We start from the raw sequence: 25,070 nt of genomic DNA, 5'->3' as shown, positions 1-25,070 counted from the left end.
GGTGCGGGGCGTCCTGCTGTTCGGGGAACCCCGGTCAGCGTCCTGCTGTTCGGGGAACTCCGGTCCGGCCCATGGATCGCGTGTCATCGCCCGACGCGATCGGAACCGGCCCCGAGGTGACGGGCGAGCTGGGACGGGTGGGTCAGCTGGGGATAGTGACCAGCTCCGGCGATCTCGCCCACCGGGTGTGCGGCCGGCACGACCAGGGGGTCGGCCGAACCGACGACGATCCGGACCGGGACACTCACCCGGTCCAGCAGAGCCCGTGACTGCCGGCGCCCGGCGACGTCCGCGCGCACCGCGGCGACCACCCGGCGCGCCACCCCGCGACGACGCAGGTCCGCTGCGGCGCTCTCCACCTCGGGCCCCTCGGGGACACCGAGCGACCGAGCCAGCCGGGCGGCGGACATACGCCGCATCATCGCCGCGGCGAGCCCCGAGCGGACGCGCCGCGGGGCGGGCGCCTGCAGGAACGACGGAGAGACGAGGACGAGCCCGCTGACGCGGTCCGGGTGGCCGACGGCGAAGCGCAGCGCGGGCCCGCAGGCCAGGGAGTGCGCGACCAGCACCGGGCGGGTCCGGACCGGGCTCATCAGGCCGGCCAGCCACGCGTCCACCGACCGGCTCGTGGCCGCCGAGCGGCCGAGCCCCGGCAGGTCGGCGGCCAGGACAGGGCCGGGGAGCCGGGCGGCGAGGGGTGCCCAGAGGTCGGCGTTCATCGGCAGCCCGTGCAGCAGGACGTGTGCGGGGTCGTGCCGCTCTCCGGCCACCCAGGTACGGCTGCCTGCCACGTCGCGGAAGCCGTACGGGCTCAGCCGGGGCGACCCGGCACCGAAGCGGGCGGCCACCAGGTCGTCGGCCCAGGCGCCCAGGGCGTCGGCGGCCGGAGGCATCTCCAGACCGGCGCTCGCGGCGAACGCGCGGGCCGAGGATGTCGGGTAGCGGTCGGCCGACAGGAAGGACAGCGTCTCGGGATCGGCGCCGGTCAACGTGCGCGGCAGGCGGCGCAGCAGGCCGACGGGAACGGTTCGGCGAGGCGCCCTCACTCCTGTGTGGCGGGCGACTGTGGCGATCAGCTCGGGCAGGAGGGGAGTGGTGTCGTCGAGCACCCAGTAGTGCTCCCCCGGGGGAGATGCGGGGACCTCCGCCAGGAACCGTACGAAGTAGTCGATGGTGACGATCGGCAGGAAGGTGTCCGGGCCGCCGGGCACCGCGGGCAGCCGGCCGTTCCACAGGTCCTCGACGAGGGTGGCCAGACCGAGATACTGGCCGGGCCCGATCACGGTGCTGGGATTGACGACGGTCAGCGGGACCCCCGACTCGCGGGCCCGCTCGCGCACCGCGAAGTCACCCTCCGCCTTCGACGCCTCGTACGCTCCCAGCGCGGCATGGTCCGGACGTCCGTCGCCCGCGCTCACCCGGTACCCGCTGATGTGTACCAGCCGCCGCAGCCCGGGCAGCACGGCGGCCCAGTCGAGCACGTTGAGCGCCCCGGTGACGTTGGCGGCCCGCGCCTCCTCCACACCGAGGCCGAAGGCGTAGCGGGCGGCGGCGTTGTAGACGTCGCGCACCTCGGGCAGCCCCGAGAGCGGTCGCGTGATGTCGGCGGCGACGAGTTCCAGCCCGCCGGTGTCAACGCCCTGGGCGGTCAGCCAGGGCGTGAGGGTGTCGTTGCGTACGACTGCCGCCACCCGCTGCCCCCGGGTGAGCAGTTCGGCCACGAGGCTGCGGCCGATGAAGCCGGTCGCACCGAAGACGATCGCATCCATGGAACTCCTCAATAGATCGGTCTACATATTTTCTGGACAGCGCAACGGCCCGCCGGTTGCGGCGGGCCGTGTCAGGTCAACAGGGTGCCGATCTGGCGGGCGACGCTGTCCAGCGGCCTCCTGCTTCGATGCGCCTGGGCCAGCAGGAGGGCCCCCTCGATCAGGGCCAGGACGGTGACGGCGAGGTCGTCGGCGTCCGGACGGCCCGCCAGTTGCGCACGCAGGGCGGCCTCCCAGGAGGCGTACACCTCGGAACAGGCCTCCTGGAGCGGGTCGTTCGTGGCGGCCGTCTCCAGCGCCACCGCGGCCACCGGGCATCCCTTGCGCCAGTCCGACTCCTCCAGCCGGTCGCCCAGGTGCCGCAGCATCCCGCCCACGAACTCGGCCGCCGACGGGCCGGAGCCGGCCAGGTCGCCCAGTGCGTCGCCGATCGTCCGGCCTGCCCGTCGGACGGACTCGCCGACCAACTGGTCCTTGCCGCCGGGGAAGTGGAAGTAGAGCGACCCGCGCGGTGCGCCACTGGTGGCGATCACCTTGTTCAGCCCGGCGCCGAAGTAGCCCCCGGCCTCGATCAACTCCTGCGTCGCGTCCAGTAGTCGGTCCCGCGTCTCGGCGCCCTTCTGTCCCATGCCGCCAAACTAGACCGATCTACATATTCTTTCAACCGTGGGGCGGTCGATCCCTTCCTTGGCGATCTCAAGCTTTCCGGGAACGCTGTCCTGCAGCGGTTCGACGATCTCGCGCATGGCCCGATACGGGCCGAGTCCCGCTGTGCATCGTCTGAGGCGATGGCCATGGCGTGCGCTCCTCGTCTGTGCCCGGAGGCAAGGGGCGTCACGTTCATGCTAAGCGGTCTCCCGGAGATCGGTTCGGCAGTCGCGGCAGTGTCCGGGGTCGGTGGCGCGGAAGGCGCGGTCGCAGGTGTCGCAGTTCTGGAGCGGGATGGTGATGGTCCTGCGGTGGGGTGGGGATGTGAGGTCCGTGGTGCCGGGGAGTGGGGGTGGCAGGAGGGTGGTGATGCGGTGGCGGAGGAACTTGGCGGGGTGTTTGACGGGGTTGGGGAGGTCGTTGGTGAGGGCGTGGCGGATGGTGGCGGGGTGGGTGTGGCGTTCGAGCCAGGTGGCGATGCCGGGGGTCAGGGCCTCGATGTCGCGTTCGGCGATGGTGAGTTGGGGCGCGTGGCGACGGAGGTCGGCGAGGACGGCTGCGGCCGTCTGAGTCAGCTGCGCGGTGGGCGCGTGCGGCTGGGGGAGCGGCGGGGGCGGTGTCCTGGGGGCGGTGGGAGCCGGTACGCGGACGGTGGCGGCGGGTGCCGGTGAGGGTTCATCCGGGGGCGGGGCCACCGTTGGGGATTCGGGAGGGGTTTGGGCGGCTTTCGGGGCCTGTTCGGGTGCGGTTCGCGGCGTGCTGACCGGCGGTGCTGCGGTGTCCGGGCGGTTGTACGAGACCGTGCGGGTGACGACGCGGCCGTCGGGGAGGCGTACGCGGCTGCGGTGGAGGTAGCCCGTCGCTTCGAGCTCGTGCAGGGCGGCCGTGATGCGGGCTTCGCTTTCCGGGAAGCGGTCGGTGAGGACCTTGATGCCGACCTTCGCTCCGGCGGGCAGCGACTGGATGTGGACGGCTAGTCCGATCGCGATGAGGGAGAGGCCGTCGTGCTGGGCGAGGTGGTTGCCGATGATCACGAAGCCGGAGCTGTGGCGGACGTTGACGTGGATGACGCCGGATGTCGGCGTGACGTCGGGAAGGGGGCCGGGGGAGCCGGGCGGGGCGCACGGGGGCGCGATAACCTGCGGGGTATCCATCGGGAAGGGTCTTCTTCCTCGTGGTCAGGCCCCTGCTCGGGATTCTCAGTCCCGGCCGGGGCCGTCTCAGTTCTGTGGTTGTCGCGGCGAGCATATGCCAGCCAACCCGTCCCAAATCCAGCCCAGTTGCCATTTGTCACCCGCGCGAGTGACGCAGGTCAGGACGGGGGTGGGGTGGGGTTTGGTTGGGTTATTTCCCTGAGTTCTTTAAAAGCCTTTAGACGTCGTGGGCAGCCGCGTCGTGGGTCACCGCGTCGTGGGCGAGGGAGTCGTGGGCGTCCACGACCCGGTGGATTCGGTCACGGTACTGATCTGCGTACCGTGCCCGGCAACCGAGCCCTTGCGTACGGTGATTGTCCGGGTCTTGTCCAGTGCTGTCCCGGCTGTCCGGAGTGACGTGCGGGAACAGAAGCGGTTGAGGAAGAACGGCACGCACGTCGGAAGTGGGGCACGCATGAGCGTGGTTGGCGACGGTACGGAGCAGCGTGACGGCGGGGCGGACGAGCCCGGCTGGGCGGTTGATCCTGATGACGAGTCGGGGGCTGCGGTGGTCGCCGCGGTGGGGCGCCAGATCAAGGCCTGGCGGGAGGCGGCGGGCATGCGGGCCGGCGACCTCGCGGCCGCGACCGGGTACGGGGAGGACCTGGTCTACAAGGTGGAGGGCGGGCGGCGGATCCCGCGGCCGGAGTTCCTGGACCGGGTGGACGAGGCAGTCGGCGCGGGCGGGAAGGTCGCGGCGATGAAGCGAGACGTGGCGGAGGTCCGGTACCCGAAGAAGGTGCGGGAGCTTGCGAAGCTGGAGGCTCAGGCGGTGGAGTTGCTGGCCTACGGAAACAGCAGCTTTCACGGCCTGTTGCAGACGGCTGAGTACGCGCGTGCGCTGTTTGAGATGCGGCAGCCGGCGTACCCGCAGGATGAAGTCGAGCGAGGTGTGGCCGCCCGGGTGGCCCGGCAGGCAATCTTTCAGCGGTCGCCCATCCCGACGCTCGGGTTTGTCCAGGAAGAAGTGACGCTCCGGCGCCCGCTTGGAGGCAAGTTGGTTCTGCGTCGCCAGCTCGAACACCTCCTGGAGGTTGGCGAGTCCCGCAACGTCACGGTTCAGGTGATGCCGATGGACCGCGAGGAGCATGCGGGAATCGACGGGGAGATCCAGGTGCTGAAGTTCAGGGACGGTACGGCGGTGGGGCGCTCCGATGGGGCCTTCAGCGGCCGGCCCGTCTCCGATCCGAAGCAGCTCCGAATCCTTGAGCTGCGGTATGGCATGATCCGGGCCCAGGCTCTCAGCCCTCGGGAGTCGATGGCCTTCATCGAGCAAGTACTGGGAGAGACATGATCCGCAAGTCGTCTGCCGGGGATGCTTCCGCATTGAAGTGGGTCAAGAGCAGCTACAGCGACAGCAGTAACGGCAGCGAGTGCGTCGAGGTCGCCGCCGCCCCCCACACGGTCCACGTCCGCGACTCCAAGAACGCGCACGGCCCCAGGCTCACCTTCGAGCCGCGAGCCTGGACGGACTTCGCGGCGTACGTCTCGGAGGGCTGAGCCGCCGGCCCCGCACGGCCGATGAGTGCCGTCCCGCCGCGTCGTCCAGCGGCGTCCGAGACCTTCTAGAATCGGCCGGGTGATCCACGAAACCAGCTCCGACCGCCCCGTAGTCGTCCCCGCCGACCCTGCATGGGAGCGCCGTGGCCAGGCATTGGCCGACCGGCTGCGCGCGGAGATGGGCCCCCTGGCCCTGCGCGTCGAGCACATCGGCTCCACCGCCATTCCCGGCATGACGGCCAAGCCCGTCTTCGACCTCCAGGCGAGCGTCGAGGATCTCGGGGCGGCGGCACTCGCTTTCGAACTGCCCTTGGCGCGACTCGGGTTCGGGCGCTCTCCGTATGAGCGCGACCACGTGCCCGCAGGCCTGGATGACAGTCCGGCGCGCTGGGGCAAGCGGCTGTGGGTGCGGCGTGGGGGTTCGGGGGCGGCTGCCGAGGACGTCAACCTGCATGTGCGGGTGGCCGGTTCGCCCAATGAGCGCCTCGCGCTGCTCTTCCGCGACTGGTTCCGGAGCCACCCGGAGTCCGTGCCTGCCTACGCGACGTTCAAACGCACGCTCGCCGCGTCGGTCCCGGACACGGGGACGTACGCGGACGTCAAGGACCCGGTCGTGGACCTCGTGGTCACTGTGGCGGAGCGCTGGGCGCAGGCGACGGGCTGGCGGCCGTAGGGCCGGGACGGACCTTCAGCCGGTCCCGGTCGGGGGCGTTCGTCCGAAGCTCCGGGCAACCGTGACAGAGGACTCACGGGCGCTCAATTTCCGTGCAGGCGTGCGTGGTTGCTTCACGCCTACAATCCAGCGGTGATCACGCCGACCGGCGTGGACCGAAAGGACCGGCGAGTTGACCACGCACATACCGGGGCACAGACCCCGGTCGAACGACAGACGTACCGCCGTGGCCGTGGAGGCCCGCGGAAGGCGGACGGGACACACCCGTACGCGTCCCCGCGCCATGAGCCGACGGGCGGCCTCATGCCGTTGAGCGACGACAGACGGCAGGCGACGATGCTGTCCGACCTCCCCGAACCGCTGGGGAAGCTGCTCTGGCGGCGGCACACCGTCTACCGCGAACGGGGCGGAACCGTGGTGATCCGGGGCGAGGACGCAGGCAGGTGGATCAGTCTCGCCTCCCACGGGTCCGGGCGGGTGCGAATCCGTGCCGGACGCATCCTGGACGGCGGAACCACCGCTCCGGCCCGCGCCGAGACCACCGTCCCCCTCGACGGCGACATGACCCGTCTCGCGGCCTGCTGCCGCGGCCTGCTGGCCGAAACGGCCGGTTCGAGGGCGGCGGAGGGGGCGAGGCCCTCACCGATGACTGCCCGGCCGCGGCAGGGGACCCGGAAGGGCAGGCGCGGACGGGGCGTGACCGTGCTGGTGTGTGCCGCTGTCGTTGTCGGGCTGATCGCCGCTTCCATGCTCGGCTGAACCGAGTGACGGGCGGGGCGCCCCGGTGGCGTACCTTCCCTGTCCATGACGGACATCGACAAGCTCACCGGCCTGTTCGAGGAGCTGGGAGCAGACGACGCCGCGGGCTGGGCCGACTCGGAGGCCGAGGAGAACATCCCTCAGCTGGCCCGGTACCGGTTCCTGCGCATGGTCTGGCAGGACATCGACGCGTGGAGCTCGGCGGCCCCCGACTGGGTTCAGGCCTATCGGAAGGCGGGCCTGGCGAGCGGGGCCGTGGAGCGGGCGGTGCGGCTCGGGCTGACCCCTGGTGAACTGGGGGAGATAGCCCGGGAGGTGGCGAAGGAGACCGCGTTCGGTCTCCTCTATGGGCTGGCCGATCCGGCGGACGGTGAACTGCCGCCGGAGACCGAGGCGCAACTGCCCGGATGGTGTCTGGCCGAACTGTCGCCGGAGGGGAAGCCGACGGGGCGGATTCTGGACGCGCTCTACGAGGACCTGGACGAAGTGGAGCCGCAAGGCCCGACCGGAGGTGCCGGGTGACCGCGTTCGACGTGAGCGAGCGGCGGATCTGGGACGGACGCGCCGAGAGCTACGCCCGCACCTTCGCCCACCTCTGCGCCCATACCGTGCCCGCCCTGCTGGACGCCGCGTCCACCGGCGCCGGGACGCGGCTGCTCGACGTGGGGTGCGGCAGCGGCAGCGTGACGGTGGCGGCCGTCGGACGGGGCGCGGTCGTACGGGCCGTGGACGCCGAACCGGGCATGGTCGCGGCCACCCGGCGGGCGGCGCCCGGAGTCGAGGTGCGCACCGGCTCGCTGCCCCAGTTGCCCTACCCCGACGGCGAGTTCGACGCCGCCGTGGCGAACTTCGTGCTCAACCACGTCGGCCGGCCGCTGGACTCCCTCGTGGAACTGCGCCGGATCACCCGCCCCGGAGGCCGGATCGCTGTCACGATCTGGCAGGTGCCGAACGCCCCGGGCCAGGCGTTGATCGGCCGCGCCGCCGAGGCCGCCGGACTGACCCGGCCCGGCTGGCTGGCCACGGTCGACGAGGAACACAACTTCCCGCGTACCCCGGAGGGGCTGGGCGCCCTGCTGACGGCGGCCGGACTCGGTGACGTACAGAGCGAATCGCTGTCCTGGAACCACCGGGCCGACGCCGACGACTGGTGGGCCGGGCCCGCGTCCGGCGTCGCCGCGACCGGCCGGCTGGTCACCAGTCGTGGACCGGAGGGTGTGGCGGCGGCGAGGCAGAAGTACGAGGTGATGTGCAAGGAGTTCGCCGCGGAGGACGGGCTGTTGGCGCTGCCGCACGTGGCCGTGCTGGCTCACGGGAGGGTGTAGGGCCTCTCGGGCGGGGGCGGACCCGCCACGTACGGCACAGGCCCGGACGGCGAACCGTCCGGGCCTGTCGTGCGTCCGTCTCAGCTGCCGGAGACCGTGACCTTCTCGTCGTTGTTGAGCTGCTCGACCAGCTGCTTGACCTTGGCCTTGTCCCAGAGGAGGTTGCCGCCCGAGGAGCCGGAGATCGGCATGTTCAGCGACGCGCCGTCACCGCCCGTGACGCCCTTCATCGCGAAGAACATCTGGCCCAGGTCCCAGAGGGACATGTCCTTGTCGACGACGAGGGTGTCGAGACCGGCACCCATCGTCGGGTACAGCTTGAACGGGTTGATGATCGTCGACGGCGTCGCCGTCTGGCTCGCCAGCGCCGCGAGGAACTTCTGCTGGTTCTTCGTACGGTCCAGGTCCGAGGTGAAGGCGTGCCGGGTCCGGACGAAGGCGAGGGCCTGCTGGCCGTCGAGGGTCTGCTTGCCGGCCGGGAAGTCGGCGCCGGAGTACTTGTCCTTGAACGCCTTGGGGATGTCCAGCTCCACGCCGCCGATCGCGTCCACGATCTTGGCGAAGCCGCCGAAGCCGATCTCGACGTAGTGGTCGATGTGCAGCCCGGTGTTGAACTCGACCGTACGGACGAGGAGTTCGGGACCGTCCTCGGCGTACGCGGCGTTCAGCTTGGTCGTACGGCCCCTGCCCTCGTACTTCTTGCCGGAGTCGGAGCCGACGAAGGACGGGATCTCGACGTTCGAGTCACGGGGCAGGGAGACCAGCGTCGGGCCGTTGGAGCCGTCGTGCAGGATCATCATCGAGTCGGTCCGCTTGCCCTCGGCGGAACCGGTGTGCAGCTTCTTCTTGTCCTCGGCCGTCATGCCTTCGCGGCTGTCGGAACCGACGATCAGGTAGTTCGTGCCGTCGCCCGACTCCGGCCGCTCGATGACCTTGGAGAGGTCGACCTCGCGCTTCAGCTTGGAGTCCGCCCAGAAGTACGTACCGATGGAGACGGCGAGCACCACGACCACGAGGCTCAGTGCGCCGATCTTGATCCGGCGGCGCCAGTCGGGCGCTGCCCCCGGCCGGCCCTGGACGTATCCGCCGTCGCCGGGTCCGCCGCCGTGACCACCGCCGCGGCCGCCCTGGCCGCCGCCGTAGACCTGGCCGGTGTTGTAGCCGCTGTCGTACTCAGGGGCGTCGCCGTAGCCGCTGGGCTGCTGCGGCACCGGCCGCTGCCTCGGCGGCGCGGGGCGCTGCTGGGGCGGGGCGGGGCGGCGCTGGACGTGCGGCATCGAGCGGGCGCTCTCGGGCCGGTCGCTCGCGCTGCCCTGCCCGTAGCGGTTTCCGCTGCGGTTGTCGTCGGTCCAACCCTCGGGCCAATCGTTCATGCCATCCAGTGTGCAGGTCGGGGCCACTGCTATTACAGGGTGTGAGGGAAATCGGACCAGGGCTGTTGCGAAGCTGATGCATTGCGACGCGCTCCGAGCCCCCGCATAAGGTGGACGGCATGACAGATCAGGCTCCGCGCCCGGAGAGCGACATTCCGGGCAAGCCCACCGCAGCCTCCCGGACCACCCTCAGCCACATCATGACCGGCAGCGACACGAACCTGCTGGGTACGGTGCACGGCGGCGTGATCATGAAGCTGGTCGACGACGCGGCGGGCGCGGTGGCGGGCCGGCACTCCGGCGGCCCCGCTGTGACGGCCTCGATGGACGAGATGGTCTTCCTGGAGCCGGTCCGCGTCGGTGACCTTGTTCACGTCCGCGCCCAGGTGAACTGGACCGGCCGCTCCTCCATGGAGGTCGGCGTCCGGGTCATGGCCGAGCGGTGGAACGAGTCGACCCCGGCCCAGCAGGTCGGCAGCGCGTACCTGGTGTTCGCCGCGGTCGACGCGGACGGCAAGCCCCGCCGGGTGCCGCCCGTCCTCCCGGAGACGGAGCGCGACAACCGGCGCTACCAGGAGGCGCAGATCCGTCGCACCCACCGCCTGGCCAGGCGCCGCGCGATCAGGGAACTGCGCGAGAAGCGCGCGGCCGACGGCATCGAGGACTGAACAGGGCGGGCCTGGGTCCCGGGGGCCCCCGGGACCAGCCCCCGGGCCCCTACGGGCAGACCACCTCGTCGCCCTTCACCGCACCGAACCTGCCCGGATCCGGCTCCTCGGCCCGGACCCGCTCGACCTTCCGGAAGTCCGCACCCGCCGTCACCTTCATCGTGCCGCCCTGCCCCTTCACGGCCTTCAGCTCGGCCCCCGGCAGCGCCGCCGCCAGCGTCTTCGCGGACCGGTCCCAGCGCGGGTCGTACGTGACCAGGGTGTGCTTGAGGTCGCGCTGCGTCGCGGTGAGCGGGGCGCGGGTGGTGTTGAAGCCGGTGGCGTGCAGCGCCGCGTCGACCGTGGAGCCGAGGCCGTCCTTCGGGGTCCCGTTGTAGACCTGGACCCGGATCTGCTGCGGGGCGACGTCGACCTTCTTCGCCGGCGCCTGCTTGGGCCGCGCGACGGTCAGCGGCTTGTCGTCCCGCAGCGCCTGGAACAGCTGCTTCGACTTCTTCGGGTCCCATTTGACCGTCGAGCCGATGCCCTTGACCTGGTACGCGACGTTGCCCATCGGCACCGAGGTGAATTCGGACGAGGCCGCGGTGAAGCCCCGCATCGCCTGGCCGAGGTCCAGCATCTGCTCCGTACCGAAGCCCTTGTCGGCCCGTACCGACTGCAGCATGGTCGAGGCGACGTCACGGAACTTCACCGGGTTCAGCAGTACCCCGCTGCTTGTCGCCTGCTTGATCAGCGAGGCCATGAACTTCTGCTGGCGCTGCATCCGGCCCAGGTCGGCGGCGCCGTCGATGTGCCGGGAGCGCACGTACTGGAGCGCCTGGCCGCCGTCCAGCTCATGGGTGCCGGCCGCGAGGTCGAGACCGGTGTAGGAGTCCTTCATCGGCCGGGCGGTGCAGATTTTCACCCCGCCGAGGGTGTCGACGGTCGTCATGAAGCTGGTGAAGTCGACCTCCAGATAGTGGTCGATCTTTACGCCCGTCATGTGCTCGACCGTCTGCACGGTGAGATTCGGCCCGCCCTCGGCGTACGCGGCGTTCAGTTTCACCGGGTGGGCGGCGCGCTCCTTGCCGGTCGACCGGTCCCGGTACGCGGGGATCTCGGCGTAGCTGTCGCGCGGCAGGCTGACGACGCTGGCGCGCTCCTTGTCCGCCGACAGGTGCACCAGCATGATCGTGTCGGTGCAGTGGCAGGGTGCACCGCCCAGCCGGTACTTCTTCTTCTCCTCCGCGGTGATCCTGTCGCGGCCGTCGGTGCCCACCAGCAGCAGATTCATGCCGTTGCCGCCCGCGGGACGGTTCTTCATGTCCTTGAACGGGTCGATCCGGTCGATCCCGGACTCCAGGTTGGTCACCACGGCGTGGCCGATGCCGCCGGCGCCGAGCACGAGGACGGAGAGAGTGGTCGCCACCCGCATGCCCCAGCGTGGCCTCTCGTCCTGCTTCTTCCTGGACCGTCCGGGCTGCGGGGGCGCGGCGCGCGGCCTCGGCGGACGGGGGGAGCGGTGCGGCGTGGGCACGGGGGACACCTCCGCGGTGCAAGGGGGACCGTTCGTACGGTAGGCCCATAGGATCTGCATCCCGGGCAGCAGGCGGGCGGCGCGCGCCGCCGTCCCCCATTCGCGGTAACGTGGCGGCCGAATACCGCCGCCTGGTGGGGTGCGAGACCCCCGGCGCCCCCGAGGACCCCCCGAGGACCACATGTCTGCCGCGCAGCACCCCGCCGTCTCCGTGATCATGCCGGTACTCAATGAGGAGCGGCACCTCCGGAACTCCGTCCGGCACATCCTGGAGCAGGAGTACGCCGGAGAGATGGAGGTGGTGATCGCGCTCGGCCCGTCCACGGACCGTACGGACGAGATCGCCGCCGAGCTGGTCGCGGAGGACCCCCGGGTCCAGACCGTGCCGAATCCCACCGGCCGCACCCCCGCCGCGCTCAACGCCGCGATCAAGGCCTCCCGCCACCCCGTCGTCGTGCGCGTCGACGGCCACGGAATGCTGTCGCCGAACTACATCGCGACCGCCGTCCGGCTCCTGGAGGAGACGGGCGCCCAGAACGTCGGCGGCATCATGCACGCCGAGGGCGAGAACGCCTGGGAGGACGCCGTCGCCGCCGCCATGACGTCGAAGATCGGCGTCGGCAACGCGGCCTTCCACACGGGCGGCCAGGCGGGACCGGCCGAGACCGTGTACCTGGGCGTCTTCCGCCGGGAGGCCCTGGAGCAGGCGGACGGCTACAACGTCGAGTTCATCCGCGCCCAGGACTGGGAGCTGAACTTCCGCATCCGCGAGGCCGGCGGCCTGATCTGGTTCTCGCCCGAGCTTCGGGTGCAGTACCGTCCGCGCCCCTCCGTCCGGGCGCTCGCCAAGCAGTACAAGGACTACGGCCGCTGGCGCCACGTCGTCGCCCGCTACCACTCCGGCTCGATCAACCTGCGCTACCTGGCCCCGCCGACCGCGGTCGTCGCGATCGCGGCGGGTCTCGTGGTGGGCGCCGCCGTCACCCCGTGGGCGCTGGTCGTCCCGGCCGGTTACGTCGCGGCCATCGTCGCGGGCTCGCTCCCGGCGGGCAAGGGCCTGCCGCTGAAGGCGCGCGCACAGATCCCGGTCGCGCTGGCGACCATGCACATGTCGTGGGGCTACGGCTTCCTGACCAGCCCGCGCTCCCTGGCGAAGCGCGTCATCGCCAGCCGCCGCCCGGCGGTCCGTGAGCCGGGCGCCCCGGTGGCCTGAGCGGCCGGCACACCGCACCCGGACGTACGAGAGGGGGCACCCGGTTCACCGGGTGCCCCCTCTCACATGTCCCGTGCGTCCGTTACATCTGGCGGTACGGCCAGTACACGTCCATGCAGTCGTCCGTCTTGGCGCCGTTGACCGACTCGGTGCCCTCCAGCGGGTCGCTGTCGTCCTCCACGGTCTTGGGGAACGTGGAGCCGGTCCGCCAGTCCGAGCCGACCGTGAGCGTCAGCCCCGCGCCGTCCGGTGTCTCCGTCACGGCGCTGGTCGGCATCCCCAGCGCCTTGGCGACCGACAGTGCGTCCGACTTGCCCTGGGCGCCGGCGCTGTGCGGATAGGTCACCTCGGTCGTCAGCGCGGACCCGAGCTCGGTCGAGGTGTCCGCCTCGGTGAAGCCCTTGGCCTTCAGCATGTCCCGGACGACCCCGGCACGGCCCTCGGTGGCCGCCTGGCCATCGCCGGGGGTGCCGTTGACGACGGTCACACCGAGCGAGGCGGGAGCGCCGGCCTTCGGGCCGGCCTTCACCTTCTTCGCCGCCGCGGCGCGGTCCTTGGGATCGAGCGACTGGTCGTCGCGCAGCAGCGCCCAGAGCTTTTCGGAGGCGCCGGGCTTCGGCAGGACGTGCGCCTCGGGGTTCTTCGGGTCGGGGATCCGCGGCATCGTCAGCATGTTCAGCTTGTCCATCGGCACGTTCTTGAGCTGCATGCCGAGGTCGAACAGCTTCTTCACCGTACCGATCTCCTCCGAGACCTGGAGCGACTTGGTCGCGGTCTCGGCGAGGTTCATCAGGCGCCCGGTGTCCGTGAACGCGTTCTGATTCTTCAGCTCACGCATGACGGAGTTCAGATACATGTGCTGGGCCTTGGACCGGCCGAAGTCGCTCTCGAAGGCGTGCCGGGTGCGCAGCCACTGCAGGGCGACCTCGCCCTTGATCTTGTGCTTGCCCGCCGTCAGCCGCAGATGGGAGCCACCGGGCACGTTCGGCTTGGACACGTCGTTGACGTTCTGCTTCACACACACCCAGGCGCCGCCCACGGCGTCCGCCATGTCCACCACACCGGCGAAGTCGACCATCATCCAGTGGTCGATGTAGACCTTGGTGAGCTGCTCCCAGGTGTCCAGCGTGCACCCGGGGCCGCCGCGGAGCGACTCATTGATGATGCCGTTGGTGGCGGCGTACTTCTGGTGGGTATCGGGGTTCTCGCAGGCCGGGATGTCCACCCGGGTGTCCCGCGGGATGCTGATGACCGAGGCGTTCTTCCGGTCGGCCGACACGTGGAGCAGCATCTGCACATCGGCGAGCGGGGTGTTGCCGACGCTCTTCTTCGAGCCGCCGAGCTTCAGGTTCTCCGCGCTGTTGCGGCTGTCGGAACCGATCAGCAGGATGTTCAGCGGGGTCTGGCCCGCGGCGTTCGGCGCCTTCTTCTTCGCCCCGCTGTTGCCCGCACTCCGCTCCCCCTTGCGGAGGTTGCTGTTCAGGTGCTCGTACCAGAGATAACCGGCCGCGCCGGTTCCGAGTATGAGGAACGCGAGGGAGAACGCTATCCAGCGCAGTACGCCGTGCTTCTTCCGCTTGGGGGCGCGGCGGGGCCGGCCGCGGCGTCCGCCGTGGCTCGCGGCGCGATGGCCGCCGCCCCCGCTCCCGCTCTCACCGGCGTCCGGTTTCGCGGCATCTCCGCCGCTGTCCCCGTCCCTGCCCTCGCCCTCGTACAGGCCGTCGTCCCAGCCGAGTTGGCCGGCATGCCGGACGCGTGGTCGCGTCCCCTCCCCGGGCGTACTGCTCCGTCCCACCAGGACCCCCCTGCTGTTCAGACTCGCGGTATCGCGCAGTGACCTGGTGTCACTTGGCGCACTCTGCCTTGTCGGCGCTGGCCTTCGGAATGTCGATCTTCGCCGGTCCGGTGATGGGGGTGCCCGCGCCCTTGAAGTCCGCCCCCAGTGTCAGCACCATCGCCTGCAGACCTACGGCGTCCTTGGTGCCCGGCTTCATCGCCGAGGCGGGAAGCCCCATCATCTCGGCGAGCGCCCGGGCCTGGTCGGCCTGGTTCGGCGCGTACTCGAGCGTCGTCTTGGCGGCCTTCGCCGGGGCGTTGGCCTTGTTCGTGGACTTCAGGACGCCCTCGTCGTTCTGCAGCCAGTTGACGGTCTGCTGAGCAGCGCCGCCGATCTCGCCGCCGTTGTAGACATCGACACGGACGTCGGCCGCTGCCGCCTTGGTTCCCTTGAGGAGTGCGTCCTGCTTGCTCTTGGCGGCCTTCTTCTGCGCGGCCACCTCGGTCAGCGAGGTGTCCTCCTGCATCATCGTGAGCAACTGAGGCGACTTCACCGGGTCCACGACCACCGTGATCGGCGTGGGCTCCGCCGGGTTGTCGATCACCGGCAGCGTGACGAACGTGATGTTCTTCGTGTCGATCTTGGTGAGTTCCTTGGCGAGCTTGCTCAGCTTCGGCACCGAGCCGATCGCGGAGTCGACCGTCAGCGCCTTGGTCGCCGAGTCCGCCAGCTTGAACAGCTTCGTCGGGCTGGTGAGCGTGTCGTCCGACTTCATCTGCCGGATCATCGAGCCGATGAACTGCTGCTGGCCCTTGATCCGGTCGAGGTCGCTCCCGTTGGCGTAGGCGTGCCGGGTCCGTACGAACGCCAGTGCCTGCTCGCCCTGAACGGTGCTCGGGCCCGCCGGCAGGTCGAGGTGCGACTTCTCGTCCTTGACCGCGTGGGCCAGGCAGATGTCGACGCCGCCGACCGCCGTGGACAGTTCCTTGACCGCGTTGAAGTCGACCATCATGAAGTGGTCGACGGTCAGCCCGGTGAGCTCCTTGACGGTGTCCATCGTGCAGCCCGGGTCGCGGCCGTCCTGTCCGAGGCTGGTGTTGAAGCGGACGTTCTGGGTGCCCGGGATGGTCTTCTCCGAGCCGTCCTCCTGCTTGGTCCTGCAGTCCGGGATGTTGGTCATGAGGTCGCGGGGGATGCTCATCGCCGTGGCGTTGGTGCGGTCCTTGGACACGTGGAACAGGATGTTGGTGTCCGCGTGGCCGACGCTGCCCGAGTCGCCGTACCCCTCGTTGCCCTTGCCCGTGCGCTTGTCCGTACCGATGACCAATATGTTGAGGGGCGCGTTGGCCGTGATGACGTCCTTGTTGCCGCGGTCGCCGATGTCCACGGTGCTCAGGTTGCCGTTGAAGTGCTGGTACAGCATGTATCCGCCGGCCGAGACACCGACGAGCAGGAAGGCCATCACTCCGCCCGTCCAGAGCAGCGCCTTCTTGCGGCGGGCCTTCGGGGCCTTGCGCTTGCGCCGGCCCGTGCTGTTCTCGGCGGAATCGGAGGGCGCCTGGCCGCGCGGGCCGGAGGCCGAACGGCGGCCGCCCTGGCGCGGCACCTCACGGCTGCGGCGCGCACCCTCGCCCGTCGCACCGCGACGCTCGCCGTCGCCCTCACGGACAGCACCTCTGCGCCCGGAACTCCGCGGAGCCGAAACTCCCGACGCCCTGCCCGAATCCCCTCCGGAATGATTCAGTCGCAGTTCGTAGTCGCCGGTGTCCGGGTTGAGAACCCATTGGTCTGCGGGATCGATTTCTTCCGCCCGCCCACGGCCTTGTGCATCCACGGTCGCTTGAGTCCTCCGTCGGTGCCACGCGAGGCGCCTCCCCCGATAAGGCGCTCAGTCTTTCGCTCCGGAAGTGCGCGGCCAGGTGGCCGGTAGCACCGGATCGCGTCACACTATCCGTCTCGTTCGGTATCGGGCGACGGGCGTGACATATTCCACGCCCCTTACAACCGGGCATTCTTCCCATTGCACGCCGAACGTTGATGTCGGCTTGGTCATTGCTTTACTGCTTGCACAGGTCGGTTGCCGCATTGTTCCCCGAGTAGGTGGGTGTGGGGGTCGGGCCGGAGGCGTCGGTGGTGTCAGCGTTCTTTCCGCCGTCATCCTTCAGCTGGTCCGCGGGCACGACGGCGACGGGCTTGTCGTCGCGCAGCTGCTTGAAGAGCCTGTCCGCGTCGGGCTGCACCAGTTCGTCCCGGTTCCTGTTGGCGCTGTACGGCTGCCGGGGGACGGTCAGGAACTGCACCTTGTCGGTCGGTACGTTGCGCATGCCGCGCACCAGGTCGTAGAGGTCCTTCAGGCTGTCCAGTCCCGGGTCGGTGGTCAGCGCCTTGGTGGCCGCGTCCAGTACCGGGTAGAGCCGGGTGGGGTTGAGCAGGACCCCGTTGCTCTGCACCTTGTTCACCAGCGCGCCGAGGAACTGCTGCTGGCGGTCCATTCGTTCGGTGTCGCTGCCGTTGCCGATGGACTTGCGGGCCCGTACGTACCCCAGGGCCTGCTCGCCGTTGAGCTTCTGGCGGCCCTCCGGGAGCTTGAGGTGTGCGGCGCTGTCGTTGATCGGCTTCTTGAGGCAGATCTCGACCCCGTCCACCGCGTCGACCATGTTCTTGAAGCCGTTGAAGTCGACGACCATGTGGTGGTCGATGCGGATGCCGGTCATTTTCTCGACCGTGCGGATGGTGCAGGCGGTTCCGCCGAACTCGAAGGCCCAGTTGAACTGCGCGAACTGCGGCTTGCTCACGGTTTTGTCCGGCTTGTGGCACTCCGGGATGTTCACCATCAGGTCGCGCGGGAGGGACATCGCCGTGGCGCTTTTCCGGTTCGCGGCCAGGTGCAGAAGGATCGTGGTGTCCGAGCGCTGGCTGCCGCCGTCGTCGCGGCCGTACTTGCGGTTGTCCCCGGCCCGGCTGTCGGAGCCGATGAGCAGGATGTTCTGCGCGTCGTGGACGACGGAGGCGGGACGCTCCTTCTCGTACGCCTTGAGTTCGGCGGCCGCGGAGGTGTCCGTCCTGATGTTGCCGTCCAGCTTCTTGTACAGCCACCAGCCGGCGCCCGCGGCGACGAGCACGACGAACGAGGCGCCGAGCGCGGTCCAACGCAGCCAGTGACGCCTGCGCTTGACGACGATGTCCGGGGCCGGTTCCGGTCCGGAGCCTTCGGGCAGCGGTCCGTGCGACGACCCGCTGCCCGACCCGCTGCGCGTCTCACCGCCCGGGGCGCCCTCGGAGTCGTTGCCCGGGACCTGCTTCTCGCCGGGTCCCTCACCGGGCGACCCGTCCGCGGCCGACTTGTCGGGCGTCCGGTTCCCGCCTGTGGCCGAGTCGTCGGGGTCGGCCGGCGTGCCGGAGCTTTCGGTCACGTCTGCGTCCATCCTTCATATTCGGCAGCGCGCTGGGCCGCCGGTTGCAGAAGTAGACGGCTGAACCTCACGCTTGGTTGTGCCTGAGTGGTCTGTACCGCAGATCATGTACCGGAGTCGGTCCTCAGGCCGGAGGGCTCGGCCCAGGCTGGGCCGGACGGGTGGCCCTCAGGCCGCTTGTCATACTGCGGTGTTGAGACGGGACGGACCCGCGCAGGTGAACGGGGCGCGGGGCGCAGGATGCCGCGGGCCCGGCGCGCCCGTCCGCCCGGCCGTCACACGGTCCGGGTGACCCGCTCGCTCTCCACGCGCTGGGCCAGCCCGTCCTCGCCCAGCTGTCCGATGTGCCGGCACAGCACCACGGAACCCCCGGTGGCGAGCGGTGCGAAGAGCCCGGCACTGAGGCCGTCCCAGGTGTCGTAGGTACGCCCCGACAGCAGCCGCGAACCGGCGCCGAGACCCAGCGCGGCACCGTCCGCGCGTGCCCGCGCGACCAGCTCCGTCCCGGTGAACCCGACACCTCCCACGGTCAGCGCCGGGGCATCCGGGTCGACGGGCGCGAACGGGGCGAACCGGTCGCCCTGGCCCGGCACCTCGACGGCGTAGTCCGCGAAGCCCTCGGGGGCCTGCGGGAACCTGCCGCCCAGCGGGCGCAGCGCCAGCGCGATCCGCTCGCCGCGGCAGGCCCGTGCGGCGTCCAGACTCTCCGGCCCGGAGACGACGAGGTCCGCGGCGGCGGGATCCCCCTGTACATCGACGGCCACGCCGACCGAGGCGCAGGCCAGCAGCCAGACCGCGGACTGCCAGTGCGCGGGCAGCAGCAGCGCGAGCCGGTCACCGGGCTCCGCGGCGAGGTCGCCCTGAAGCAGGTTCGCCGTCTTGGCCACCCAATTGGCGAAGGTGGCCACCGACAGTTCGACGCGCTCTCCGGTGGCGTCGTCGTAGAAAGTGACCATGGGGCGGGCCGGGTCCGCGGCGAGCGCGGAACGCAGCAGGTCGGCAGGGGTGCGGTCGCTGGCGTTCATTCGCAGAAGGGTACGCGGCGGTGCCGGGAGGGGCCGGGTGCGGCCGCGGCCGGGTACACCGGTTCGGCAGACGAGTCGTCAATTGCCTCGATAGATCCCGGTCGCCGGAGTGGTTCGCTTATGCCCAGGATCATATGTATGCGTGCCTTCATTGCATCCTCCATTGGTGTCACCTGCGCGGCAGCTCTCGTACTGCCGCTCGCCGCGCCCGCGGGCGCCGCCCCCGACACCCCCGCCCATCCGGCAACTGCGGGATCCGTTCCCGCCGAGGCGTCCGAACCGGCCGGAGTGCCCGGTTCGACGCAGTCCCTGGCCATGGCTCCGCTGGCCTCCCCCTCCGTACGGGCCACCGGCGCACCTTCCGCCGCAGCCGCCGAACAAGGGCTGCCCGAGCGTGACGTCCAGCCGTTCTCCCTGGTCGGCGTCGTCTGGGACGACGTCAACACCGAACTCCACGGCACCGCCCAGGTCCGCACCCGTGCCACCGGCACCGGCCAGTGGTCCGACTGGCAGGACCTGGAGACGCACAACGCCGAGCACTCCGCCGACGTCGGCACTGCCGAACGCGACTCCGCCGGCGCCCGCGGCTCCACCGCCCCGCTCTGGGTGGGCGACTCCGACGGCGTCGAGGTACGGGTGCGACCCGAGACCCCCGGCCCCGGCGAGGCCGCCGAGGTCGTACCGCTGCCCGCCGGGCTGCACCTCGAACTCGTCGACCCCGGCAAGGACCCGCAGCAGGTCCCCGGCACGGAGCCGGCGGAAACGCCCGCCACGGACCCCCTGGAAAGCCCCGCCACCGGAGCGGCGGGCGCCGACCGGGCCGGCTTGCTCGACGCCACCGTGCTCCCCGCCCTGAGCAGGGCCGAGACCGACGAGGCCGCCGGCTTCGCGCCCGCCGCCAAGCCGTACATCGGGCCCCGGCCGCGCATCATCACCCGTAAGGGCTGGGGCGCCGACGAGAAGCTCCGCGAAAGCGGCTTCGCGTACACCAAGACCGTCAAGGCCGCCTTCATCCACCACAGCGCCACCGGCAACAACTACAAGTGCTCCCAGGCGCCCTCGGTCCTGCGCGGCATCTACCGCTACCACGTCAAGAGCAGCGGCTGGCGCGACATCGGCTACAACTTCGCCGTCGACAAGTGCGGAAACATCTACGAGGGCCGCGCCGGAGGCGTGACGAAGGCCGTCATGGGCGCACACACGCTCGGCTTCAACACCAACACCATGGGCATCGCCGTGCTCGGGACCTTCAGCAAGTCGAACCCGCCGGCCGCCGCCGTCAACGCCGTCTCCAAGCTCACCGCCTGGAAGCTCGGCCTGTTCGGCGCCAACCCGAAGGGCAAGGTCACCCTGACCTCGGGCGGCAGCAACAAGTACAAGAAGGGCAAGAAGGTCAAACTCAACGTCATCTCCGGCCACCGGGACGGATTCGCAACCGAATGCCCCGGAGCGCGTCTCTACAAGAAGCTCGGCACGGCCCGGACCAGTTCGGCCAAGCTGCAGGGCCGCTGACGCGCAAGGAGCCGTGAACCGGCGCCGGCCGCGCCGGAGACCTGCTGCGGGCTGCTGACCGAGGGACCCCACCACCGGTCTGCATACACTGGCCAGCCGAAACCAGGCCCGGCCCCAGCAGGAAGCAGAGACAGTGCTGTGACAGAGGCAAAAGAAGCGATTCTCCTGGTCGGCGGCAAGGGAACCCGGCTGCGCCCGCTCACGGTGCACACCCCGAAACCCATGGTTCCGGCAGCAGGCGTCCCCTTCCTCACGCACCAGCTGGCGCGTGCCCGGGCCGCCGGGGTCGAGCACATCGTCCTCGCGACGTCGTACCTGGCGGAGGTCTTCGAGCCGTACTTCGGTGACGGTTCGTCGCTCGGCCTCCACATCGAGTACGTCACCGAACGCGAACCGCTCGGCACCGGCGGCGCCATCCGCAACGTCGCCCGGCGGCTCACCTCCGGCCCGGATGAACCGGTCCTCATCTTCAACGGCGACATCCTCACCGGGCTCGACATCCGGGCCCTGGTCACCACGCACGCCGACTCCGGAGCGGATGTCTCCCTCCACCTCACCCGGGTCGACGACCCACGCGCCTTCGGCCTCGTGCCGACGGACGACACCGGCCGGGTCACCGCGTTCCTGGAGAAGCCCCAGACGCCCGAGGAGATCGTCACCGACCAGGTCAACGCGGGGGCGTACATCTTCCGCAGGTCGGTCATCGACACGATCCCGGCCGGCCGCCCGGTCTCCGTGGAACGCGAGACCTTCCCCGGACTGCTCGCCGACGGCGCACACCTTCAGGGCATGGTCGACTCCACGTACTGGCTGGATCTCGGCACCCCGCAGGCGTTCATACGCGGCTCCGCCGACCTCGTCCTCGGCCGCGCCCCCTCCCCGGCCGTCCCCGGCCGGTGCGGCGACCGCCTTGTTCTGCCCACCGCATCCGTCGCCCCCGACGCCAAACTCTCCGGCGGTACGGTCATCGGCGCCGACGCCGTGATCGGCGCGGGCGCCAGAATCGACGGCTCCACCGTGCTCGCGGGCGCCATCGTCGAACCGGGTGCCGTGATCACGGACTCGCTGGTCGGAGCGGGTGCCAGAATCGGCAGCCGTACGGTGCTGGCGGGTGCGGTCGTCGGTGACGGGGCCAAGGTCGGCGCCGACAACGAACTGCGCGACGGCGTCCGCATCTGGTGCGGGGCGCACCTGCCCGCCGCTTCGGTGCGGTTCTCCTCGGACGAATGACCGGACCGGCCACCCCCTCGTGGACTCCCCGAGTGGCCTGAATCAGCCGTACCCTCGACAGGCAGCCCCGACTACCGAGGACCTCACCCGTGGCAGGACGATTCGCTCCCCGCAGCGCCCCGCGCGCGGCCGTCCCGCACCAGACGGCGACGCCCGTACCGGCGCCGCTGACCCGTGACTGGACCCCGCAGGGCCCGCTCGACCTGCGGCTCGTCCTCGGGCCGCTGCGCCGCGGCCCCGCCGACCCCACGTTCCGGATGTCCGCCGACGGCTCGGTCCGCCGGGCCAGCCGCACCCCCGAGGGCCCCGGCACACTCCACGTCGTCGCCCGCGGGGGCCGGATCGAGGCGGCGGCCTGGGGTCCGGGCGCGTCCTGGCTGCTGGACCAGCTGCCCACCCTGCTCGGCGAGGCGGACGACCCGGCGGCGTTCACCCCGCGCCACCGCCTGCTCGCCGTGACCCACCACCGCCGCCCGGGCCTGCGGCTGCTGCGCACCGGTCTGGTGATGGAGTCCCTGATCCCGTCGGTCCTGGAACAGAAGGTCACCACGGACGAGGCGTACCGCGCCTGGCGGCTGCTGGTGCGCACCTACGGAGAGCCGGCGCCCGGCCCGCAGGAGTACGGCCTCTACGTCATGCCGGACGCCCGCACCTGGTCGCTGATCCCGTCCTGGGAGTGGCACCGCGCGGGTGTGGACAGCAAGCGCTCGGCGACGATCCTGCGCGCGGTCCGGGTGGCCCGCCGCATGGAGGAGGCGGCAGCCATGGAGCTGACCGAGGCCATGACCCGCCTTCAGGCGATCCCCGGCATCGGCCCCTGGACGGCCGCGGAGACCCTGCAACGGGCGAACGGCGCGGCGGACGCGGTGACGGTCGGCGACCTCCACCTGCCCGGCATCGTCGGCCATGCGCTGGTCGGCAACCGTAACGCCGACGACGAGGAGATGCTGTCCCTGCTCGCACCGTACGAGGGCCAGCGCCACAGGGCCACCCGCCTCATCCTGCTCTCGGACAACACCCCGGCCCGCCGCGCGCCCCGCATGCAGCCGCGCAACATCGCACGGCTGTAGCGAGCCGGCAGGTCCCTTCGCGTACCAGGGCGAATCAAGCCCGTCCGGCGACTGAGGACCGGGGTCCGGGGCGGCGCCCCGAAACCACCCCCGCGCCGGCCGCACCCTCACCGCACCGCGACAAACCCCTCCGCGTCCCGTCCGGCCCGCGCCGGAGGCGACACCGCGGCCCGCCCCACGGCCACCGCCCCCAGCGGGTCCCACGACGCGGGCAGCTCCAGCACCTCCCGCACGACGTCCCGGCAGAACATCGTCGAGGACACCCAGGCCGAGCCCAGCCGCTCGCCCGCCAGGGCCACCAGGAAGTTCTGGATCCCGGCGCCCGCGGCGACCACGAACATCTCGCGCTCCGCGCCGTCCCGCCGCGCGTCCCCGTACGTGTGGGAGCCGTCCATCACCAGACACGGCACCACCAGATACGGCGCCCGGCGCAGTACATCGCCCCGCCGCACCCGCTTGGCGACCGACTCCTCGCTCTTGCCGTCGCGCCGCAGGTCCGCGATCCACGCGTCCCGCATCGCGTCCAGCAGCCGGGTCCGCGACTCCGGCGACTCCAGCAGGACGAACCGCCAGGGTGTCGTGTGGTGCGGGGCCGGGGCCGTCACCGCCGCGGCCACGGCACGCCGCACCGCCCCCGGGTCCACCGGTTCGTCGGTGAACTCGCGGACCGTACGCCGCTGGGTCACCGCCTCCCGTACCGCCTCGGACGTCCCCAGCCGGAACATGTCGTCGGCCGCGACCCGCACCATCGCCCGGGCCCCACCGGCGTCGGCCGGGTCCAGGACATGGCCGAGCCCCCGCACGACCGCGACGGGCAGCCCGTCCGCCTTGCCCTTGACCAGGTCACCGGCCGAGGCGAGTTCGTCGGCGGTGGCGACCACGGTCGCGCTCAGCGGATTGCCGTACGCGTCGCGGCCGCCCCGCAGATCGTCCAGCACCCGCACCCCGGCCGCGCCGATCGCGACGTCGGTCAGCCCATTGCGCCACGGCCGCCCGAAGGTGTCCGTGACGACGACGCCGACATCGACGCCGAGCGTGTCCCGCAGCCCCTCCCTGATCGCCCGCGCCGAGGCGTCCGGGTCCTCGGGCAGCAACAGGACGGTCCCTGCGGGGGTGTTCGACGCGTCGACCCCGGCGGCGGCCATCACCAGGCCCTGCCGGTTCTCCACGATCCGCAGCGTGCCGCGCCGCGCCACCACCCGTACCGTCTCGGCGTCGATCGCCGCCTCCCGGTCGGTGGCCTCGACGATCCGGCCCTCCGCCTTGGAGACGATCTTCGAGGTGACGAGCAGCACGTCACCGTCGGCCAGTCCGGGCTCGGTGGTGGCGATCAGCTTCGCGAGGTCGTCCCCGGCCCGCACCTCGGGCATGCCGGGCAGCGCCCACACCCGGAAGGAGGGCGCGGCGTCCGGGGCAGTGGTGCTCATGCGCGTACCTCCTCGGCGAGGGCCAGCGCCTGCCGCGCCATCTCGGCCGTGGCGGGGACGTCGGTCATCATCAGCGGCACGGAGCGGCAGCGGATGCCCGCGGACTCCACCTCCTCCACGGCGCCCGCGTCCACGGTGTCGACGAGCCAGCCGTCGAGCAGCCCGGAACCGTAGTGCCGGGCGACCGCCGCGGCCGTCGACTCGACACCCACCGCGGCGAGGACCTTGTCCGCCATCCCGCGCACCGGTGCGTCACCGACGATGGGGGAGAGGCCGACGACCGGCACCCCGGCCTCGGCGATGGCTTCCCTGATCCCGGGCACGGCGAGGATGGTCCCGACGGACACGACGGGGTTCGACGGCGGGAAGAGGATGACGTCGGCACCGGCGATGGCCTCCAGGACGCCCGGAGCCGGCTTGGCCTGTTCGGCGCCGACGGGCACGATGGCCTGTGCCGGGACGGAGGCGCGCAGTCTCACCCAGTACTCCTGGAAGTGAATGGCCCTGCTCTCGCCGTCGACATCGACCGCCACATGCGTCTCGACCCGGTCGTCGGACATCGGCAGCAGCCGGACCCCCGGCTTCCAGCGCGCACAGAGCGCCTCGGTGACGGCGCTCAGCGGATAGCCCGCGCCGAGCATCTGCGTACGGACGATGTGGGTGGCGAAGTCCCGGTCGCCGAGCCCGAACCACTCGGGGCCGACGCCGTACGCCGCGAGTTCCTCCTTGACGTGGAAGGTCTCGTCGGTACGGCCCCAGCCCTGCTCCTCGTTGATGCCACCGCCAAGGGTGTACATCACGGTGTCGAGGTCGGGGCAGACCTTGAGGCCGAACAAATGGATGTCGTCACCGGTGTTGCCGATCACCGTGATGTCCGCGTCGGGCGCGGCCTCCTTGAGGCCACGCAGAAAACGAGCACCACCGATACCGCCGGCCAGAACCACAATGCGCATGCGAAACAGTCTGTCAGGCGCCGCCC

Annotated in this window: 22 protein-coding genes; 11 read left to right on the top strand and 11 right to left on the bottom strand. The window is 71.0% G+C overall.

Features of this window, described 5'->3' with window-relative positions:
- Positions 1-83 precede the first annotated feature (83 nt).
- The 3 genes from SH922_RS15240 to SH922_RS15230 form a co-directional block, all read right to left on the bottom strand.
- A complete protein-coding gene (locus tag SH922_RS15240; protein ID WP_393058499.1) occupies positions 84-1,769 on the bottom strand; it encodes an alpha/beta fold hydrolase in 1,686 nt (561 codons plus the stop codon).
- Between the two features lie 71 nt (positions 1,770-1,840).
- The gene (locus SH922_RS15235; RefSeq protein ID WP_393058498.1) at positions 1,841-2,398 is read right to left on the bottom strand and encodes a TetR/AcrR family transcriptional regulator; all 558 of its coding nucleotides are present in this window, start codon (positions 2,396-2,398) and stop codon (positions 1,841-1,843) included.
- 216 nt (positions 2,399-2,614) lie between these two features.
- Positions 2,615-3,571: a helix-turn-helix domain-containing protein gene (locus SH922_RS15230; protein WP_393058497.1), complete on the bottom strand. Its 957-nt coding sequence runs from the start codon at positions 3,569-3,571 to the stop codon at positions 2,615-2,617.
- Positions 3,572-4,025: 454 nt separating this feature from the next.
- Here SH922_RS15230 and SH922_RS15225 point away from each other — a divergent pair, with 454 nt between their 5' ends.
- The 6 genes from SH922_RS15225 to SH922_RS15200 all read left to right on the top strand — a co-directional run bounded on the left by SH922_RS15225 (position 4,026) and on the right by SH922_RS15200 (position 7,867).
- Positions 4,026-4,904, top strand: coding sequence for a helix-turn-helix domain-containing protein (locus tag SH922_RS15225; protein WP_393063574.1), 879 nt, complete (start codon positions 4,026-4,028; stop codon positions 4,902-4,904).
- Positions 4,901-5,110, top strand: coding sequence for a DUF397 domain-containing protein (locus tag SH922_RS15220; protein WP_393058496.1), 210 nt, complete (start codon positions 4,901-4,903; stop codon positions 5,108-5,110). The genes SH922_RS15225 and SH922_RS15220 overlap by 4 nt, the downstream gene beginning before the upstream one ends.
- Before the next feature lie 79 nt (positions 5,111-5,189).
- Positions 5,190-5,783: a GrpB family protein gene (locus tag SH922_RS15215; protein WP_393058495.1), complete on the top strand. Its 594-nt coding sequence runs from the start codon at positions 5,190-5,192 to the stop codon at positions 5,781-5,783.
- 309 nt (positions 5,784-6,092) lie between these two features.
- A complete protein-coding gene (locus SH922_RS15210; protein WP_393058494.1) occupies positions 6,093-6,542 on the top strand; it encodes a hypothetical protein in 450 nt (149 codons plus the stop codon).
- 45 nt (positions 6,543-6,587) lie between these two features.
- Positions 6,588-7,064: a hypothetical protein gene (locus tag SH922_RS15205; protein ID WP_393058493.1), complete on the top strand. Its 477-nt coding sequence runs from the start codon at positions 6,588-6,590 to the stop codon at positions 7,062-7,064.
- Positions 7,061-7,867, top strand: a complete 807-nt coding sequence (locus tag SH922_RS15200) for a class I SAM-dependent methyltransferase (protein ID WP_393058492.1) — start codon at positions 7,061-7,063, stop codon at positions 7,865-7,867. Before SH922_RS15205 ends, SH922_RS15200 begins: the two co-directional genes overlap by 4 nt.
- Before the next feature lie 80 nt (positions 7,868-7,947).
- Here SH922_RS15200 and SH922_RS15195 read toward each other — a convergent pair whose 3' ends face one another.
- Positions 7,948-9,240, bottom strand: a complete 1,293-nt coding sequence (locus tag SH922_RS15195) for an LCP family protein (RefSeq protein WP_393058491.1) — start codon at positions 9,238-9,240, stop codon at positions 7,948-7,950.
- Between the two features lie 119 nt (positions 9,241-9,359).
- On the opposite strand from SH922_RS15195, the gene SH922_RS15190 reads away from it, so the two are divergent.
- Positions 9,360-9,908: an acyl-CoA thioesterase gene (locus SH922_RS15190; protein ID WP_393058490.1), complete on the top strand. Its 549-nt coding sequence runs from the start codon at positions 9,360-9,362 to the stop codon at positions 9,906-9,908.
- A gap of 49 nt (positions 9,909-9,957) precedes the next feature.
- Here the strand turns inward: SH922_RS15190 and SH922_RS15185 are convergent, their stop codons facing one another.
- A complete protein-coding gene (locus SH922_RS15185; protein WP_393063573.1) occupies positions 9,958-11,322 on the bottom strand; it encodes an LCP family protein in 1,365 nt (454 codons plus the stop codon).
- Positions 11,323-11,605: 283 nt separating this feature from the next.
- Between SH922_RS15185 and SH922_RS15180 the strand changes: the two genes are divergently transcribed.
- Positions 11,606-12,637, top strand: coding sequence for a glycosyltransferase family 2 protein (locus SH922_RS15180; RefSeq protein WP_393058489.1), 1,032 nt, complete (start codon positions 11,606-11,608; stop codon positions 12,635-12,637).
- An 82-nt stretch (positions 12,638-12,719) separates the two neighbouring features.
- Here the strand turns inward: SH922_RS15180 and SH922_RS15175 are convergent, their stop codons facing one another.
- The 4 genes from SH922_RS15175 to SH922_RS15160 all read right to left on the bottom strand — a co-directional run bounded on the left by SH922_RS15175 (position 12,720) and on the right by SH922_RS15160 (position 18,852).
- On the bottom strand, positions 12,720-14,432 hold the full coding sequence (locus SH922_RS15175; protein WP_393058488.1) for an LCP family protein: 1,713 nt from the start codon (positions 14,430-14,432) through the stop codon (positions 12,720-12,722).
- A gap of 49 nt (positions 14,433-14,481) precedes the next feature.
- A complete protein-coding gene (locus SH922_RS15170; RefSeq protein WP_393058487.1) occupies positions 14,482-16,248 on the bottom strand; it encodes an LCP family protein in 1,767 nt (588 codons plus the stop codon).
- A 223-nt stretch (positions 16,249-16,471) separates the two neighbouring features.
- On the bottom strand, positions 16,472-17,827 hold the full coding sequence (locus tag SH922_RS15165; RefSeq protein WP_393058486.1) for an LCP family protein: 1,356 nt from the start codon (positions 17,825-17,827) through the stop codon (positions 16,472-16,474).
- A gap of 275 nt (positions 17,828-18,102) precedes the next feature.
- The gene (locus SH922_RS15160) at positions 18,103-18,852 is read right to left on the bottom strand and encodes a TIGR03089 family protein (RefSeq protein WP_393058485.1); all 750 of its coding nucleotides are present in this window, start codon (positions 18,850-18,852) and stop codon (positions 18,103-18,105) included.
- A 138-nt stretch (positions 18,853-18,990) separates the two neighbouring features.
- On the opposite strand from SH922_RS15160, the gene SH922_RS15155 reads away from it, so the two are divergent.
- The 3 genes from SH922_RS15155 to SH922_RS15145 all read left to right on the top strand — a co-directional run bounded on the left by SH922_RS15155 (position 18,991) and on the right by SH922_RS15145 (position 22,664).
- On the top strand, positions 18,991-20,364 hold the full coding sequence (locus SH922_RS15155; RefSeq protein ID WP_393058484.1) for a peptidoglycan recognition protein: 1,374 nt from the start codon (positions 18,991-18,993) through the stop codon (positions 20,362-20,364).
- A 138-nt stretch (positions 20,365-20,502) separates the two neighbouring features.
- Positions 20,503-21,594 (top strand): sugar phosphate nucleotidyltransferase, encoded by a 1,092-nt coding sequence (locus tag SH922_RS15150; protein ID WP_393058483.1) that lies wholly within the window; start codon positions 20,503-20,505, stop codon positions 21,592-21,594.
- Positions 21,595-21,683: 89 nt separating this feature from the next.
- Positions 21,684-22,664 carry a DNA-3-methyladenine glycosylase family protein gene (locus SH922_RS15145; RefSeq protein ID WP_393058482.1) on the top strand — a complete coding sequence of 327 codons (981 nt, stop codon included), beginning with the start codon at positions 21,684-21,686 and terminating at the stop codon, positions 22,662-22,664.
- Positions 22,665-22,771: 107 nt separating this feature from the next.
- Here the strand turns inward: SH922_RS15145 and SH922_RS15140 are convergent, their stop codons facing one another.
- Both SH922_RS15140 and cofD read right to left on the bottom strand, forming a co-directional pair.
- On the bottom strand, positions 22,772-24,091 hold the full coding sequence (locus SH922_RS15140) for a coenzyme F420-0:L-glutamate ligase (protein ID WP_393058481.1): 1,320 nt from the start codon (positions 24,089-24,091) through the stop codon (positions 22,772-22,774).
- Entirely contained in the window at positions 24,088-25,044 is a 957-nt protein-coding gene (cofD, locus tag SH922_RS15135; RefSeq protein WP_393058480.1) for a 2-phospho-L-lactate transferase, read from the bottom strand. The genes SH922_RS15140 and cofD overlap by 4 nt, the downstream gene beginning before the upstream one ends.
- Positions 25,045-25,070: the final 26 nt, after the last annotated feature.

The sequence above is a fragment of the Streptomyces sp. LN549 genome (assembly GCF_043203805.1).
Taxonomy (GTDB): Bacteria; Actinomycetota; Actinomycetes; order Streptomycetales; family Streptomycetaceae; genus Streptomyces.
Note: the sequence above shows the minus strand (reverse complement) of the source record. Positions and strands in the feature narration are given on the sequence as shown.

Excerpts from the sequence above, each read along its gene's own strand:
- SH922_RS15240 (WP_393058499.1), bottom strand. The coding sequence starts at position 1,769 with ATGGATGCGATCGTCTTCGGTGCGACCGGCTTCATCGGCCGCAGCCTC.
- SH922_RS15235 (WP_393058498.1), bottom strand. The coding sequence starts at position 2,398 with ATGGGACAGAAGGGCGCCGAGACGCGGGACCGACTACTGGACGCGACG.
- SH922_RS15230 (WP_393058497.1), bottom strand. The coding sequence starts at position 3,571 with ATGGATACCCCGCAGGTTATCGCGCCCCCGTGCGCCCCGCCCGGCTCC.
- SH922_RS15225 (WP_393063574.1), top strand. The coding sequence starts at position 4,026 with ATGAGCGTGGTTGGCGACGGTACGGAGCAGCGTGACGGCGGGGCGGAC.
- SH922_RS15220 (WP_393058496.1), top strand. The coding sequence starts at position 4,901 with ATGATCCGCAAGTCGTCTGCCGGGGATGCTTCCGCATTGAAGTGGGTC.
- SH922_RS15205 (WP_393058493.1), top strand. The coding sequence starts at position 6,588 with ATGACGGACATCGACAAGCTCACCGGCCTGTTCGAGGAGCTGGGAGCA.
- SH922_RS15195 (WP_393058491.1), bottom strand. The coding sequence starts at position 9,240 with ATGAACGATTGGCCCGAGGGTTGGACCGACGACAACCGCAGCGGAAAC.
- SH922_RS15190 (WP_393058490.1), top strand. The coding sequence starts at position 9,360 with ATGACAGATCAGGCTCCGCGCCCGGAGAGCGACATTCCGGGCAAGCCC.
- SH922_RS15185 (WP_393063573.1), bottom strand. The coding sequence starts at position 11,322 with ATGCGGGTGGCGACCACTCTCTCCGTCCTCGTGCTCGGCGCCGGCGGC.
- SH922_RS15180 (WP_393058489.1), top strand. The coding sequence starts at position 11,606 with ATGTCTGCCGCGCAGCACCCCGCCGTCTCCGTGATCATGCCGGTACTC.
- SH922_RS15160 (WP_393058485.1), bottom strand. The coding sequence starts at position 18,852 with ATGAACGCCAGCGACCGCACCCCTGCCGACCTGCTGCGTTCCGCGCTC.
- SH922_RS15155 (WP_393058484.1), top strand. The coding sequence starts at position 18,991 with ATGCGTGCCTTCATTGCATCCTCCATTGGTGTCACCTGCGCGGCAGCT.
- SH922_RS15140 (WP_393058481.1), bottom strand. The coding sequence starts at position 24,091 with ATGAGCACCACTGCCCCGGACGCCGCGCCCTCCTTCCGGGTGTGGGCG.
- cofD (WP_393058480.1), bottom strand. The coding sequence starts at position 25,044 with ATGCGCATTGTGGTTCTGGCCGGCGGTATCGGTGGTGCTCGTTTTCTG.